This is a genomic window from Pseudomonas sp. MWU13-2517 (genome assembly GCF_023242545.1).
In the GTDB taxonomy this organism is placed as follows: Bacteria; Pseudomonadota; Gammaproteobacteria; order Pseudomonadales; family Pseudomonadaceae; genus Aquipseudomonas.
The window spans coordinates 42,948-57,466 of the sequence record NZ_JALMFA010000011.1; the positions used below are offsets into that span (position 1 = coordinate 42,948).

General features: G+C 61.1%; 19 protein-coding genes and 1 riboswitch. Of the genes, 9 read left to right on the forward strand and 10 right to left on the reverse strand.

Annotated elements, in window-relative coordinates:
• Positions 1-116 precede the first annotated feature (116 nt).
• The 4 genes from M5B97_RS17050 (at position 117) to M5B97_RS17065 (ending at position 4,181) form a co-directional block, all read left to right on the forward strand.
• Positions 117-1,061: a DNA/RNA non-specific endonuclease gene (locus tag M5B97_RS17050; RefSeq protein ID WP_248732091.1), complete on the forward strand. Its 945-nt coding sequence runs from the start codon at positions 117-119 to the stop codon at positions 1,059-1,061.
• 36 nt (positions 1,062-1,097) lie between these two features.
• Positions 1,098-1,293: riboswitch (cobalamin riboswitch) on the forward strand.
• Between the two features lie 115 nt (positions 1,294-1,408).
• A complete protein-coding gene (locus tag M5B97_RS17055; RefSeq protein WP_248732092.1) occupies positions 1,409-2,419 on the forward strand; it encodes an ABC transporter substrate-binding protein in 1,011 nt (336 codons plus the stop codon).
• A complete protein-coding gene (locus M5B97_RS17060; protein WP_123717660.1) occupies positions 2,416-3,420 on the forward strand; it encodes an iron ABC transporter permease in 1,005 nt (334 codons plus the stop codon). The genes M5B97_RS17055 and M5B97_RS17060 overlap by 4 nt, the downstream gene beginning before the upstream one ends.
• Positions 3,417-4,181, forward strand: coding sequence for an ABC transporter ATP-binding protein (locus M5B97_RS17065; RefSeq protein WP_248732093.1), 765 nt, complete (start codon positions 3,417-3,419; stop codon positions 4,179-4,181). Before M5B97_RS17060 ends, M5B97_RS17065 begins: the two co-directional genes overlap by 4 nt.
• 40 nt (positions 4,182-4,221) lie before the next feature.
• Here the strand turns inward: M5B97_RS17065 and M5B97_RS17070 are convergent, their stop codons facing one another.
• The 4 genes from M5B97_RS17070 to M5B97_RS17085 form a co-directional block, all read right to left on the reverse strand.
• Positions 4,222-5,142, reverse strand: a complete 921-nt coding sequence (locus M5B97_RS17070) for an alpha/beta hydrolase fold domain-containing protein (protein WP_248732094.1) — start codon at positions 5,140-5,142, stop codon at positions 4,222-4,224.
• Complete coding sequence (locus M5B97_RS17075) at positions 5,142-5,582, reverse strand: TspO/MBR family protein (RefSeq protein ID WP_134656777.1); 441 nt, start codon at positions 5,580-5,582, stop codon at positions 5,142-5,144. The genes M5B97_RS17070 and M5B97_RS17075 overlap by 1 nt, the downstream gene beginning before the upstream one ends.
• A gap of 95 nt (positions 5,583-5,677) precedes the next feature.
• A complete protein-coding gene (locus M5B97_RS17080) occupies positions 5,678-6,241 on the reverse strand; it encodes a nucleotidyltransferase family protein (protein ID WP_248732095.1) in 564 nt (187 codons plus the stop codon).
• A gap of 150 nt (positions 6,242-6,391) precedes the next feature.
• Entirely contained in the window at positions 6,392-6,625 is a 234-nt protein-coding gene (locus M5B97_RS17085) for a hypothetical protein (RefSeq protein WP_123717655.1), read from the reverse strand.
• A 258-nt stretch (positions 6,626-6,883) separates the two neighbouring features.
• On the opposite strand from M5B97_RS17085, the gene M5B97_RS17090 reads away from it, so the two are divergent.
• The 3 genes from M5B97_RS17090 to solA all read left to right on the forward strand — a co-directional run bounded on the left by M5B97_RS17090 (position 6,884) and on the right by solA (position 9,126).
• The gene (locus M5B97_RS17090) at positions 6,884-7,264 is read left to right on the forward strand and encodes a cupin domain-containing protein (RefSeq protein WP_248732096.1); all 381 of its coding nucleotides are present in this window, start codon (positions 6,884-6,886) and stop codon (positions 7,262-7,264) included.
• A gap of 86 nt (positions 7,265-7,350) precedes the next feature.
• Entirely contained in the window at positions 7,351-7,710 is a 360-nt protein-coding gene (locus tag M5B97_RS17095; RefSeq protein WP_248732097.1) for a hypothetical protein, read from the forward strand.
• Between the two features lie 240 nt (positions 7,711-7,950).
• Positions 7,951-9,126, forward strand: coding sequence for an N-methyl-L-tryptophan oxidase (gene solA / locus M5B97_RS17100; protein WP_248732098.1), 1,176 nt, complete (start codon positions 7,951-7,953; stop codon positions 9,124-9,126).
• Between the two features lie 53 nt (positions 9,127-9,179).
• Here the strand turns inward: solA and M5B97_RS17105 are convergent, their stop codons facing one another.
• Complete coding sequence (locus M5B97_RS17105) at positions 9,180-9,914, reverse strand: BPL-N domain-containing protein (protein WP_248732099.1); 735 nt, start codon at positions 9,912-9,914, stop codon at positions 9,180-9,182.
• A gap of 127 nt (positions 9,915-10,041) precedes the next feature.
• On the opposite strand from M5B97_RS17105, the gene M5B97_RS17110 reads away from it, so the two are divergent.
• A complete protein-coding gene (locus M5B97_RS17110; protein ID WP_248732100.1) occupies positions 10,042-10,668 on the forward strand; it encodes a LysE family translocator in 627 nt (208 codons plus the stop codon).
• Positions 10,669-10,844: 176 nt separating this feature from the next.
• Here M5B97_RS17110 and M5B97_RS17115 read toward each other — a convergent pair whose 3' ends face one another.
• Positions 10,845-11,471, reverse strand: coding sequence for a glutathione S-transferase (locus M5B97_RS17115; RefSeq protein ID WP_134656783.1), 627 nt, complete (start codon positions 11,469-11,471; stop codon positions 10,845-10,847).
• A gap of 66 nt (positions 11,472-11,537) precedes the next feature.
• The gene (locus M5B97_RS17120; RefSeq protein WP_123717645.1) at positions 11,538-12,176 is read right to left on the reverse strand and encodes a TetR/AcrR family transcriptional regulator; all 639 of its coding nucleotides are present in this window, start codon (positions 12,174-12,176) and stop codon (positions 11,538-11,540) included.
• A 135-nt stretch (positions 12,177-12,311) separates the two neighbouring features.
• On the opposite strand from M5B97_RS17120, the gene M5B97_RS17125 reads away from it, so the two are divergent.
• On the forward strand, positions 12,312-12,752 hold the full coding sequence (locus M5B97_RS17125; RefSeq protein ID WP_248732101.1) for a hotdog fold domain-containing protein: 441 nt from the start codon (positions 12,312-12,314) through the stop codon (positions 12,750-12,752).
• 61 nt (positions 12,753-12,813) lie between these two features.
• Here the strand turns inward: M5B97_RS17125 and arsH are convergent, their stop codons facing one another.
• The 3 genes from arsH to M5B97_RS17140 form a co-directional block, all read right to left on the reverse strand.
• Positions 12,814-13,515, reverse strand: coding sequence for an arsenical resistance protein ArsH (gene arsH / locus M5B97_RS17130; RefSeq protein ID WP_248732102.1), 702 nt, complete (start codon positions 13,513-13,515; stop codon positions 12,814-12,816).
• A 12-nt stretch (positions 13,516-13,527) separates the two neighbouring features.
• Positions 13,528-13,998, reverse strand: a complete 471-nt coding sequence (locus tag M5B97_RS17135) for an arsenate reductase ArsC (protein ID WP_248732103.1) — start codon at positions 13,996-13,998, stop codon at positions 13,528-13,530.
• A 137-nt stretch (positions 13,999-14,135) separates the two neighbouring features.
• Entirely contained in the window at positions 14,136-14,483 is a 348-nt protein-coding gene (locus tag M5B97_RS17140; protein WP_248732219.1) for a metalloregulator ArsR/SmtB family transcription factor, read from the reverse strand.
• Positions 14,484-14,519 lie beyond the last annotated feature (36 nt).

Consider the following 14,519-nt stretch of genomic DNA (forward strand, 5'->3'; position numbering starts at 1 on the left):
TTGGCGTGTGGTGAACGTCCGGGTAGCCGTTTCAGGATAGCTCCCAGGGGTTAACGCGTGTCATCAATTGTCATTAACCTATGTTGCAGTCGTGTTTATCCATGGAGGACTTACCGATGCCCGCACGTAAAGCCAAGATCGACCTTTCGTACCGCCCGCGGCTCGCCGACCTGCGCCCGCTGATCGCACCGAACCCCACGCTACTGGAGGCGCGGGCGGCGACGCCCCGCGTGACCTCCGCCAACGATCTGAAGGACCGGCACGGCTACGCTGAAGATTTTCTCGGCAGCTTCATCGTGCCCTGGCCCACGGTGGTGGAAGCCCTCGCCAGTGACGTACAGACGCTGGAAAGTGGCGACCAGCGGCTGGACTACACGCATTTCTCGATAACGATGTCACGCTCAAAGCGGCTCGCGCTTTATGTCGGGGTCAACATCGACGGCGGCCAGCACGTAGACATTGTTCGCAGCAACGATACTTGGGCCTACGACGGCCGCCTGCCCATCGATGCGCAGGTGGGTGAAGCGCTCTACGCCAATAATGGCCTCGATCGCGGCCACCTGGTCCGTCGACAAGACCCCAATTGGGGTGACGTGACGCAAACCGCCAACCTCGACACCTTTCATTTCACCAATTGCTCGCCGCAGATGAGCGGGTTCAATCAGAAGACCTGGCTGGAACTCGAAGACTACATTCTGGACAACACACAACGCTGGAAGGCCAGGGCCACAGTGTTTACCGGCCCGGTGTATGCCGACGACGACCGTATGTACCGGGGTGTTCAGATCCCCAAGGCCTTCTGGAAAGTGGTCGCCTACCTCAGCGACGACGGCAAGCCCTCAGCCAGCGCCTACATGATCGACCAGACCCGCGAACTGGGTCAGCTCGACCTGGTGTTCGGCCAACTTCGGACCTACCAGCGCAGCGTGGCCCAGATAGAGCGCCTGACCGGCATCCGCTTCGCCAACCTGGCCGACTACGACGGTTTCAGCAACGAAGAGCGCGCTACCGGCACGCGGATCGAAGCGCTGATCCAGGGTCCTGAGGACATTCGTCTCTGAGCGGGCACGCCTTGGGCTATTTCGCCTCGCTCTAATCAACTACCATACCGCGCCGGTTCCCAAACGGGACTAATAGGGAATCCGAAGCGCGGTATACCCGCGTCAATCGGAACTGCCCCCGCAACTGTAGGTGCTGAGCCTGCCCCTTGATGCCACTGGACCTCGTCCGGGAAGGCCGGGGCGTGGCGACGACGCATCAGTCAGGAGACCTGCCGGCCCAAGCTCAATCACTAACCGGCGGGGTGTCCGGGAAGGACATTCTTGCCTGGCGCTTCCACGGCGCTCGAGGGTGTATTTCCGAACCGTGCCTCCCCAGTTCCACGTACGGTTCACTCGGAGATCGCCCCATGCTGCCACGCGTTACCGCCCTGCTCACCGGCATTGGCTTCTGTGCCCTGGCCCACGCCGCGCCCACCCACTACCCGCTGACGGTGGAAAACTGCGGCAGCACCCTCACCTTCCAGCAAGCGCCTGCGCGCAGCGTGACCATCGGCCAGGCCGCCACCGAAATGCTGTATGCCTTGGGCGTGGGCGATAAAGTGGTGGGCACCTCGCTGTGGTTCAACAGCGTACTGGCGCAGTACAAGGCACAGAACGATCGCATTGAGCGCCTGGCCAACAACGAGCCGAGCTTCGAAGCCGTGATCGCCAAACGCCCGCAACTGGTGGCCGCCGAACTGGAATGGGTGGTCGGCCCGCAAGGCGTGGTCGGCACCCGCGAGCAATTCCATGAACTGAAGATCCCCACCTACCTGCTGCCCTCCGACTGCGAAGGCAAGGACAACCTGGTGGGCGCCGACGGTACACGGCTGGAGCCGTTCCGCATCGAGACCATTTATAAGAGCATCAGCCAACTCGCCGAAATCTTCGACGTACAGGCGCGTGGCCAACAGCTGAACGATGAGCTCAAGGCGCGCCTGGCCAAATCCGTCGCCACTGCACAAAGCAAGGCCCTCAAACAGGCCAGCGCCTTGGTGTGGTTCTCCAGCGCCGAGATGGCCAGCGATCCCTACGTGGCCGGTCACAAGGGCGTTCCGCAGTTCATGCTGGAAACCCTGGGCCTTTCCAACGTGGTGCAGTCCGATGAAGAGTGGCCCGCGGTCGGCTGGGAAACCATCGCCAAGGCCAACCCGACCTTCCTGGTGATCGCACGCATGGACCGCCGCCGCTACCCGGCCGACGATCATGAAAAGAAGCTCGCCTTCCTGCGCAGCGACCCAGTGACCCGCAACATGGACGCGGTGAAAAACAACCGCATCATCATTATTGATGCCCTGGCCCTGCAGGCCAGCCTGCGCACGTTCGATGGCCTGGAACAACTGGCCGGAGCCATCGACGGCTACGACCTGCCGAAATGATCCGCACCTTGCTCGCCCTCATCCTGCTCCTGCTCGCGATCCTCGCCGGCGTGGCCATCGGTGAAACCGCCATCGAACCGCAGGTGGTGTTGCAGGTGCTCGCCAACAAACTGTGGGCGGCCGGCTACGTACTGGACCCGATCGATGAAGGCGTGGTGTGGAACTACCGCTTGACCCGCGCCCTGGTCGCTGCCGCCTGTGGTGCGGGGCTGGCGACTTGCGGCGTGATTTTACAGTCCTTGCTGCGTAACCCGTTGGCCGATCCGTACCTGCTGGGCATCAGCGCCGGCGCCTCGACCGGTGCAGTTCTGGTGGCCCTGATCGGCGTGGGCGGTGGCTTGATTTCACTGTCGGCGGGTGCATTTGTCGGCGCCATGGCCGCGTTTGCCCTGGTGATCCTGCTGGCGCGCGCCAGCGGTTCGGCCACCGGTACCGGGCAGATCATCCTCGCGGGCATTGCCGGTTCGCAGCTGTTCAATGCCCTCACTGCCTTCCTGATCACCAAGTCGGCCAGCTCCGAACAGGCCCGGGGCATCCTGTTCTGGCTGCTGGGTAACCTCAGTGGCGTACGTTGGCCCTCGGTATGGCTGGCAGTGCCTGTGGCAATCCTGGGCCTGGCGGTTTGCCTGTGGCATCGCCGCGCACTGGATGCGTTTACCTTCGGCACGGATTCGGCGGCGTCCCTCGGCATCCCGGTGCGTCGCGTGCAGTTTGTACTGGTGGGCTGTGCGGCGCTGGTCACGGCAGTGATGGTGTCGATTGTCGGCTCCATCGGCTTTGTCGGGCTGGTGATTCCCCACGCCGTGCGCTTGTTGCTCGGCACCGGGCACTCGCGCTTGTTGCCGGCCAGTGCGTTGGGTGGCGCGCTGTTTCTGATCGCCGCCGACGTGCTGTCACGGACCTTGATCAAAGGCCAGGTGATCCCGGTGGGCGTGGTCACGGCACTGGTCGGCGCACCGGTGTTTGCGCTGATCCTGATCGGTCGGAGAAATGCGCGATGAGTGTGCTGAGCTGCAAAGACCTGGGCTTCAAGGTGCGTGATGTCGAGTTACTGCACGGCATCCATCTTGACGTTCAGTTGGGCGAAACCCTGGGCATCGTCGGGCCGAACGGCTCCGGCAAATCCACCTTGCTCAAACTGCTTGCCGGTTTGCGCACACCGGCCAGCGGCGAAGTACGCTTGGGCGGTCAACGCCTGAATGAACTGTCGCGCCGCGCCATCGCACAACAGCTGGCAGTGGTGGAGCAACAGGCCGATACCGACGACGCGATCCGCGTGTTCGACGCCGTGGCCCTCGGGCGCACGCCGTGGCTGTCGGCACTGAGCCCATGGTCGGGTGAAGACCACGCCATCGTCAACCAGGCGCTGCACGACGTGGACGCCACTCATCTTGGCCAGCGTGCCTGGCGCAGTCTCTCGGGCGGTGAACGCCAACGCGTGCACATCGCTCGCGCCCTGGCACAGCGCCCGCAGATTCTGTTGCTGGATGAACCCACCAACCACCTGGACATCCAGCATCAACTGAGCATTTTGAAAGGTGTGCAAGCGCTGCCGGTGACCACGCTGATTGCCCTCCATGACCTGAACCAGGCGCTGACCTGTGATCGCCTGGCCGTGCTGGACCGCGGGCGCCTGGTAGCGCTGGGCAAGCCGCTGGACGTGCTGACGCCACAACGCTTGCAAGACACCTTCGGCGTGCAGGCGCATTACCTGACAGACCCGTTTGATGGGGCACAGATACTGCGGCTACGCCCACATTGACTGACAAAACATCATCGGCAGCGGTGGCGCTGCCGAATGATCAGGCGTTACCTATCCGGTTCACTATCCATTGCCGAGCGTAACCGAGCACGCCCCGCGCCATGCCCACGGGAAAATGAATAACCCCATGGGCCGCCTCCGGCAACAGATGCGCCTCAGCCCCCGGCCAGCGCTCAGCGATCAACAGCGTGTCATCTTTCAACGGGTCCAGTTCCCCCACGAACATCAACGCCGGCGGCAAGCCGTCGAAGTCGCCATAGAGGGGTGACAACGGCGGCTGCCGACGCTGCTCATCGCTCAAGCCCGGGGTCAACATGCGCAGCGCCTCGACTATGCCCGGCCCATCGAGTAACAAGGTGTCCGCTCCTGCCGCGCGCACGCTCGGTGTGCCGGCCAAGTCATAAACGCCGTAATACAACACCGCCCCGCTCACCCGCTGGAGCAACTGCGGCCAATGCTTCAATGCGAGCAAGGTCGCCGCGGCCAAATGACCGCCAGCCGATTCGCCGACGACAATCACCGGCAGGCCGGCAAACTCATCGGTGGTAAGCAGCCAACGGGCGGCCGCCAGGCAGTCATCCATCAACCCTTCGACGGGCGTGTCGATCGCCAGCCGATAATCCACCGACACCACCGCCACGTCGCAGGCGTTGACCATGCCCAGGTTGAGGTCGTCATCCATCTGCGCATTGCCGATCACCCAGCCGCCGCCGTGGATATCCAGCACCACGCCCTTGGGCTGAACACTCGGACGCAGGATACGCACGGGCACTGAGTCGACAGTTGTACATTGCGCCGGTGGCGCCTTTTTGATCTTTTGTCCCGCCCGCAACAACGCTTGAATCAAACGTGGTGTGATCCGGTTGCGGATTTTAAAGCGTGGCATCCAGGCGAGTTTCTGGTTGAAACGGCGCATCTCGGCCAGTTCAGGCTCACTGGCGGGCCACAGTTTATAGGCCATCAACGGTTATTCCGCAGGATCGAGAAGTTCAGCGCCGCCGCCACACACAGCCAGGCCAGATAAGGGAACAGCATCAAACCGGTGATCAGGTCCAGGCGCACGGCCAACACCACCATCGCCGCCACGGTCACCCACAGCACCGCGATAATCACCATCCCGGCGAGAATGCGATGGGCGCCGAAGAACACCGGCGTCCACAACGTATTCAACGCAATCTGTGCCGCCCACAAGGCCAGCACCACTTGGCTGCCGGGGATGAGGCTGAGGCGATAACCGGCCCAGGCCAGCAAGAGATAGATGATGGTCCACGCCACCGGGAACAGCCAATTGGGTGGCGTGAAGCTGGGTTTGACGAGGGATTCATACCAGGCGCCGGGCTTGAAGAGCAGGCCGGTACTGGCAGCGGCGACGCAGGCAAGCAGGAAGATGAAAAAGGTCATGGTCGGTCCTTGGCTGAGCATTTCATGCTTGGACGTGCCGCACACCGGTAAAAGTTCACTGCCAGTATCGTGCAAGCATCACCGCCACACTCAAGCTAGGCCGGCTCCACAATCCTCAACCAAGGCCACCGCGCCTGATAACTCCCGGCCTTGCGCGCAAACAACTCCCGCTCCGGATGCACGGGGTTGATGCGCAGCACCCCCTGCTCCACATCCTCCAGGCCATAGGGCGCGTACACCTCGCCCGTCGCAATCTCCAGGCCGATACACGTGCCCGCCACCAGGTAACGATCAATCCCCTGCTTGGCCGTGTGCAACTGCGGATAAGGCCGGCCGAACCGCTGACCGTACCAAAGGTGAACCCGCGCCTGGTTCTTCACCTCGACGTTTACGCCCAAATCCCGGAACAGCACCTCGGCCGAACGGATCACCCTGTCCTCAGCCTCGTAGGACAGGTCCGTATCGAAGTAGAAGACGTCGTAGTCCTTCACGCCCTGATCAGCAGGCAAATTCGACTGGTGATTCCACACCGCCTGGAACAGGCAGCCCGCCGTGAGGAAGCACTGGTCCACCCCAAGGTCAGGCAGGCGCGCAGTGATTTCGGCGTTGATGGGGTTGGCCATGGCCAGGTCGAGCAGGGTTTCGGCAGTTAATGTCATGTGCACTCCTTTGCTACAAAACCAGACGGCTACCTTCAGTTGACCCCAGGATGGATATCCGCATATTGAACGGGGCAATCAGCAGCAGTAACGCGGCGACAACTTTTAGCATAAGCATTTCATCCTGAAATCTGCGTTGACCGCTGAAAATCAGCCCTTCAACTCCCCCGCACGATGAGTTGCCGCATCATCGTAAATCACATAGAGCGACTCGGCGATCTGGCTTTTTATCGCTTTGGTAGCCTCGAGGCCCAGCACAAAACCTTCGGCCTTGCCGCCGGCACGGTTGAGTTCTTCCTGGGTGGAAGCGCCGGTGATAGCGTCGAAAAGCTTGGTGGCGTGGGGACCTACGCCTTTAGGGAGGGAAATCTGATCGATAGACATGGGCGATACCTTGCAAGAGAGAGATCGGTAGCGCATGGAACCACTGCCGGGGTGGCATGGTAGACCTGTTTCGGCAGAAAGGTGGGCACATTTCCACTCGGCTAATTGAAGATAATGATCCGCGACCAGTGGCTATTCTTTTGCGTTTGATCCCCTGGAAAGTCAACGGCACGCGTGTGCCGTGAGCGTGCAGGATCGTTCAAGCCGGCTGATCGTGCTTTCGATACCTTGACGCCTCTTACTACTGGAGGATCCACCATGGCGCAGGCACAGCATTCGGCACACCCCGTCAATCTCGTCCATAAGGCTTCGCTCATCGAAGAGCAGTGGAGTCCGCGGGTGGTGGCCGAGATGAACGACTACCAGTTCAAGGTGGTGCGTATCGAGGGGGAGTTCATTTGGCATTCGCACCCGGAAACCGACGAGGCGTTTCTGGTGCTGGAGGGGACGCTGCGTATCGACCTTCCCGAAGGCCCCGTGTACGTGGCAGCGGGTGAGCTGTATGTAGTGCCCCGGGGGGTAGAGCACAGGACGGCGGCCGAGGGTGAAGCCAAGCTGATGATGATCGAACCTCGGGGCATCCTGAATACCGGGCATGAAGGCGGAGAACGCACGGCCGTGAATGACCGCTGGATCTGAAGCCGGTGCTGGCGGTTGCTGCTGCGCGAAATGCTGGGATGATGCGCAACTGAAATACGACCATTAAGCCTTTTTGGGAAGCCTTTATGCCCTTGAGCAAACGCAACGCGAGCCGCATCGAGCGCCGCCTTGTCGCCACACTCACTGATGCCTGCGAAACCGCCAAAGTCGAGATACCGGGTTTTGAGTGGCTGACGCATACCGTCAATTACGATGCGTTCGCGCAAAGCCTGCGCATCACTTGGGTGTTCGACACGCGCGCCAGCAAGGACCACGCCCTGGCCAGCGGCGTCGACCAGCGCATGCGCGAGTTGACTGCCGCTGCGCTGCACGAGGCCGAGGCCCCTGCCGTGCAGCTGGACCGCTGTGTGCGCTTTGATTCCGAAGAAGCTTGCCTCCTGGAGCACGGCGGCGATTGGCGTGTGCGGTTGGCCCGGATGCGCTGACAAGCGCGAGAGCCCGCGGCCTATCTCCAGATAATGCCCCTCCTGCCGCCTCGGTACGCAAATCCCGCGCAATGAAGTGGCCCGCGCGCGCCGTCGTTCTCGCCGCTGCCTTGCAATGGGCCTCGCCGTGACGCTGGAATCGACGTCGAGCCAGACACACTATGTGAATGAGTTCACGGCGCTGGGCGTGGTGCGCTAACGTGTCGCTTCTCAACCCAGCCTCTCACGCGAGTATCAACCTTGGAACGATATGAATCGCTGGTCATCGGCCTGGGCGCCATGGGTGCCGCCACCGTGTACCAACTGGCCAAAGCCGGAGTAAAGGTCGCGGGTATCGACCGTCATCACCCGCCCCACACGCTGGGTTCCAGCCATGGCGACACGCGGATTACGCGACTGTCGGTGGGTGAAGGCGCACAGTACGTGCCCATCGTGCGCAATTCGCACCGGATCTGGCGAGAGCTGGAGGCACGCTCGGGCGAGTCGTTGTTCGAGCAGTCGGGGTTGCTGGTGCTGACCTCCCGTGAAGATTTCGACCCCGGCGATGAAACCGACTTCACCTTGCGCACCATTGGCCTGGCGCAGACCTACGGTATCGAACACCAGATATTGGATGCCCCGCAGATTCGCCAACGTTTTCCTCAATTCGCCCACGTGGCCGACAGCGCCATCGGCTACTACGAACCGGGTGGCGGTTTCATACGGCCCGAGCGCTGCATCGAGGTGCAACTGCGCCTGGCCGAACAACAGGGCGCGACGCTGTACACAGGCGAGACGGTGACGCACATCAGCTCGGATGAACACGGCGTGACGGTGACCACCGACCAGCGCACCTTGCGAGCCGGCAAGCTGGTCGTGAGCGCAGGCAACTGGGCGGGTGATTTGCTGGGGGCGCCATTTGATCGGCTGCTCAAGGTGTATCGGCAACAGCTGTTCTGGTTCGAGCTGGAACCGGGCGCAGCGCTGGTGGGGGCCTCACCGACCTTCATCCTCACGCATGGGCCGGGCGAGAGTCATATCAACTACGGTTTCCCGGCGTTGCCAGGCGAAGGCAGCTTGAAAGTGGCGACGGCGCAGTACCACACCGCCTCCACGCCGCAGACGCTGGATCGCACGGTCTCGCCCGCGCAGGAGCGAGAGATGTACGCGCAACAGGTACAGGGTCGTATCGCCGGACTGACGGCCAAGGTGGTCAAGTCGGCGGTGTGCGCCTACACCGTGACACCCGACCACCACTTCATCATCGACAAGCACCCGACGTTGCAGCACACCCTGGTGGTGTCGCCGTGTTCGGGGCATGGCTTCAAGCATTCAGCGGCATTGGGCGAAGCCTTTGCGCAGTGGTGCATACGGGGCACGAGCGAGCTGGATCTGTCGTCGTTTTCGTTGCAGCGCTTCGAGGGGCAAACGTTCTGACTCAACGCCAGGGTGCCAGTGGGCACGCCCACCTCCCCCAGGGGCGTTGATCCTTATAAGTTACGTATCAATGCCCCAAAGAGATCGCCACGCGGCATTTTGCTCAATGGGATGTCGGCATTCTCGAACCATTCGCGCCCTGCCTCCGGGTGCGGGCCACTCAGGACTACCACGCCCTTCTCATAGGTATACCGCGCCGCCGCGACATCACCGTTGCGGTAGGTCGCGATGGGTTTGTAGGGCGCGCTCGGATCGGCCTTGGGGAAGTAAGGGCCATCCTGGAAGAAGACGTGGTCGGGCTTGCCTTCCCACGTGACCTGCACGGCCGCGTCGGCGATGCCGGGCACTTCAAAGCCGGGTCGGCCGGCTTCGCCGTCGAGGTCCTGGGGGATCAGGCCGAGGTTGCTGTCATCCGCCAGGTACGCGCCCATGCATAACCCCAGGTAGCGCCCGCCGTTAGCGACGTAACCGCGAATCGCCTCGATGCGCGCATCGCCCAGGCTGCGCAGGGCACCGGGAATGTCCTGGCCTCCGCCGGGTTGCACGTAGAGGTCGTAGCGCGCCAGGGTGTGTGGGGTGATGTCGATGGCCTCATCCGCGCCCACGTAATCAATCTGGTAATCCGGATTGAGGCGGTGCAGCGCCTTCGCCACGTTCTCGGAACAGTCATCACACCCCGCCGGGCCGCGGTAGATGGCGACATGGGTGATGGGCGTCGCAGCTTCGGCCGGTGAAGGCAGCAAAAGCGCGAATGCAAACAATGTGGCGGCGACAGCTCGCAGGTTCATGGCCGAGGGCTCCTGTACGGACAACCCAAAGCCTATAGCGATTGCGCCGTTCAATCCGTTAACAGTTGTAAAAGCCGCTCACATGAGGATAACTGGGGGTCGTGCCCTGTTTTCGAGAGCGTCCGCCATGTTGGAACTCGCTTCCCTCATCACTTATATCGCCGTTGTGATCGGCCTGTTTCTGATCCCCGGTCCGTCCGTGCTGCTGGTGATCAATCGCACCGTGCAGGGCGGCCGCAAAGTCGGGGTCGCCACCGGCCTGGGTGTGGCGTGCGGCGATCTGCTGCATACCCTGGGCGCAGCACTGGGGCTGTCGGCGATTTTGATGACGTCGGCCAGCGCGTTCAACGCGGTGAAGTGGGTCGGTGCGGCTTACCTGATCTACCTGGGCGTGCGTGCGTTCCTGGCCAAAACCGGCACTCAGTCGGGGCTGACGTTGCCCGCAGTGACCTCACGCCAGGCGTTTTTCCAGGCCGTCGGCGCCGAGGTGCTCAACCCGAAAACCGCGATTTTCTTCCTGGCGTTCCTTCCTCAATTCGTCCACCCGGAATCCGGCTCATCGCTGGTTCAGTTCGCGGTACTGGGCCTGATTTTCTCGGTGCTCAGTGCGATATACACCAGCCTCCTCGCCCTCGCCATCCGCCCTTTGAGCCGAAGCATCAAGGGGCTTTCCAGACTGCGACGCTGGGAAGGCAAAATCATCGGCACGCTGTTTATGGGCCTGGGCATCAAAGTGGCGTTGCAGCAGCGATAAGGCTACTTTTTTACCGCCATCAGCCGGTCAAACAACAACTTCGCCACGCGCCACAGCGTCCGCCCACGCCGGGATCTCAACCCCAGCGTGCGGCTGATCGCCGGGTCGGTCAGGCGTGTTTGCGGGTATCTTTTCCGGCGCCAGGATGGTTAGCAACCCGCCTCGCTTCGTTCACCTCATTTGGCAAACGCATACTCCCCACCCTGCTCAAGCGCCTTGCGATACGCAGGCCGCGCCTGGAATTTTTCCACCCACGCCGCCAGGTTCGGGTAGGCCTGCAACTTGCCCTGGGCCTTGGCGATTTCACCGATGAAACTCATCTGGATATCCGCACCGCTCAGTTCGTCGCCCAGCAGGTACGATTTATCCGCCAGCACATCGTTCAGGTAACCCAGGTAGTTGGCCACTTCCGATTCGATCCGCGGGTGCAAAGGCGCGCCGGCCTCACCGAGGCGGCCGACGTAAAGGTTGAGCATCAAGGGCAGCATGGCCGAGCCTTCGGCGAAGTGCAGCCATTGCACGTACTTGTCGTAGGTGGCGCTGGAAGGGTCCGGTTGCAGGCGGCCCTGGCCGTGGCGGCGAATCAGGTAGTCGATGATGGCGGCGGATTCGATCAGCACTTGGCCGCCATCTTCGATCACCGGGGATTTGCCCAGCGGGTGGATGGCCTTGAGCTCAGGCGGCGCGAGGTTGGTCTTCGGGTCGCGCTGGTAACGCTTGATTTCATAGGGCAGGCCGAGTTCTTCGAGCAGCCACAGGATACGTTGCGAGCGTGAGTTGTTGAGGTGGTGGACGGTGATCATGGTGTGCTCCGAAGGGCCAAAGGGGTCTTGGAAAGAGACTACGCCAACGCCCGGGAGTGCCGACAATTAAATCTCTGCCGATTGTGGAAGCGTTTGGCTGATTGATGCCCACGCGGCCTGCGCCAGCCACTGAGCATAGTGATTTGGGCTGTGCTTGACCCGACCAGACAACCAGGCCCGAGCGTAGCTTTCCGCCGAGCCGATGATAAGCGATAGCAAAAGTTCTGCCGGGATATGGCTGAATGCCTCAGCGCGGTTTTCGTCGCTCATCCACTCGGTCAATTGCCGATTGCGCTGTTTGTTGCGGGAGAGCAGTTCGTCCTTGTGCGGACCGTTGGCGACGGCGAAACGACTCTGGAACATAAAACGCGCCCATTCGGGTTGCGCGTCCACCCATTCCACATAACTGCGTACCAGCGCTTCCACGCCGGCCTGGGCGGTTTGCGCCTGCTTCAGGTAGTGCTCTCGCAATGCGGCCTGGTCCTCAAGCGCGGCAAAAAACAGCGCGGCGACGATGCCTTCCTTGTTGCCGAAATGGTGGTAGATGGCGCCCACGCTGGTCTCGCACCGCGCGCGAATGGTTTCGATATTCGTCGCTTCAATACCGACTTCGTTAAAGCTGGCCAGGGCCTCGCGCAGGATACTGCGCTTGAGGTCGCTGCGCCGGCCCGGAAAGGTGCGCTCGAACAGATCAGGTGCGTGCATGAAGTGGCTCGCCAAATGTGGGGAGTCTAAAGGTACAGCGGCCGCTAGAGAAGGCATGGCTTGACACCCTTGGAATTCACGGAATATTGTTCCGTTAAAGAATATTATTCTGTAAATCTATCGAGAGGATTACCCATGAGCCAGTTTCTAAGCCTGTTCAATAGCGCAGGTCCCGCAGCGTTCAGCCAAATGGCCTGCCAGGTGGCGCCCTACTTCAGCACCATCAACCCTGAAATTGCCGAACTACGCCCTGGGCATGCCGTGGTCAACGTGCCGTTTCGCAAGGAAATCACCAACCACCTGGCCTCCGTTCATGCCATAGCCTTGTGCAATGCGGCGGAATTGGCCGGAGGGACGATGACGGACGTGTCGATCCCACAAGGCGCCAAATGGATTCCCAAGGGCATGACCGTGGAATACCTGGCAAAGGCCAAGTCGAACATTCGCGCGGTGGCGGATGGCAGTGGCATTGATTGGTCGACCGCAGGAGACAAGATCGTGCCGGTGGATATTTTCGATGAGGGCGAAGTGAAGGTGTTCACCGCGAAGATCACCATGAACGTGAAGATCGCCTGAAGTCATGGGGGCAGGCTCGGCGATTGCCGAGCCCACGCTTATTTCAATCGTCGTGACGGCCTCAGATGGATCGCTGATTGACTCGGGATGACAGCTGCTCCGCGGACTCCTTGCGTTCTGAATAACGGTCGACCAGGTGATCCTGATGGTCACGCAGTAACAGCGTGAACTTCATCAACTCCTCCATCACATCGACAATGCGGTCGTAGTAAGGCGAGGGTTTCATCCGGTCGGTGTCGTCGAATTCCATGTAGGCCTTTGGCACCGACGACTGGTTCGCAATAGTGAACATACGCATCCAGCGACCAAGGACGCGGAGTTGGTTGACCACGTTGAATGACTGGGAACCACCGCACACCTGCATCACTGCGAGGGTCTTGCCCTGAGTAGGTCGAACCGCACCAAGCGCCAATGGTATCCAGTCAATCTGCGCTTTGAATACACTCGACATCGCGCCATGGCGTTCCGGGGAGCACCAGACCTGCCCCTCCGACCATTGCATCAAATCCCGCAGTTCCTGCACCTTGAGATGCTCAACGGGGGCATCGTCCGGGAGCGGTAAGCCGGTGGGATTGAAGATCCGCGTCTCAGCCCCGAGATACTCCAGCACGCGAGCGGATTCCTCCACCACGAGACGGCTGAAGGAGCGCTCACGGGTTGATCCATAGAGAAGCAGAATACGCGGTTTGTGGGCACCAGAAGCCGCCGTGGCCACAGCGGAATCGAGCAATCGGGGATCAAGATTGGGCAGCGGTTTTTTCATGCGTCCTCCTGTTCAAAGGGTGCCGATGCGGTCAAGCTCTCGCTTGATTTCATCGCGATTGATGCTATCGAAAGGGATGCTGAAAAACGCCTGGCAACGCTGCTCGATGCGAGCCAGCGTCGCGCTGAAGGCGGCATCGATTTGCGCTTCATCACCCTCAACGTCCGAGGGGTCTGCAAGACCCCAATGGGACTTGATGGCCGCGCCAAAATAGACCGGACAGGATTCCCCCGCGGCTTTGTCACAGACGGTGATGACGATATCCGGAGGGCAATCCTCGAACGCATCATTGCCCTTGCTGCCAAGTCCCTCGGTCAAAATACCGGCGCGTTCCAGGGTGGTCAGACTGCGGGGGAGTACCGTCCCCTTGGGGAAACTTCCGGAACTCACGGCTTCGAAGCCCGCCGGTGCCAGATGGTTGAACAACGCTTCGGAAAGAATGCTCCGGCAGCTGTTGGCGGTACACATAAACAAAACTCGCATGGTTAGCTCCTGCCGCGCTCTATGCGGGCTTTAAAGGCTCTGGGGCGCAGTCGCCCAGTGCTGCCCACGCCTTTTGGCTACGTAAGCATGAATGTAAAAACAACAAGTACGCCCCAGATCAGATGCGCTCGATAAATTCAGCAGCAGGCAGTTTCACGGACAGGACGTCCGCCCATGTTCTGCAAACGAGCAGAGTTGATCTTGAGCCACTCCGCATTTTCCCGAAGGGTCACCTGTAAAACCTCATTGACCCACGAAGGAAGATTCGGGTTGAGGCGGTAATAGACCCATTGCCCCTGTCGACGATCCAGAAGCACCCCACTGCTGCGCAGCTGTGCGAGGTGCCGGCTGATCTTGGGTTGACTGTCATCCATGGCACACATCAGCTCGCAGACACAAAGCTCGCCCTGGCTGGCAATCAGCAGCGTCGCTCGGGTGCGGGTCTCGTCGGCCATGCATTTGAAAAAATCGGGAGGGGCTATCATCGGGGGCACCTGTAAATACGCATAGCCGAATATACG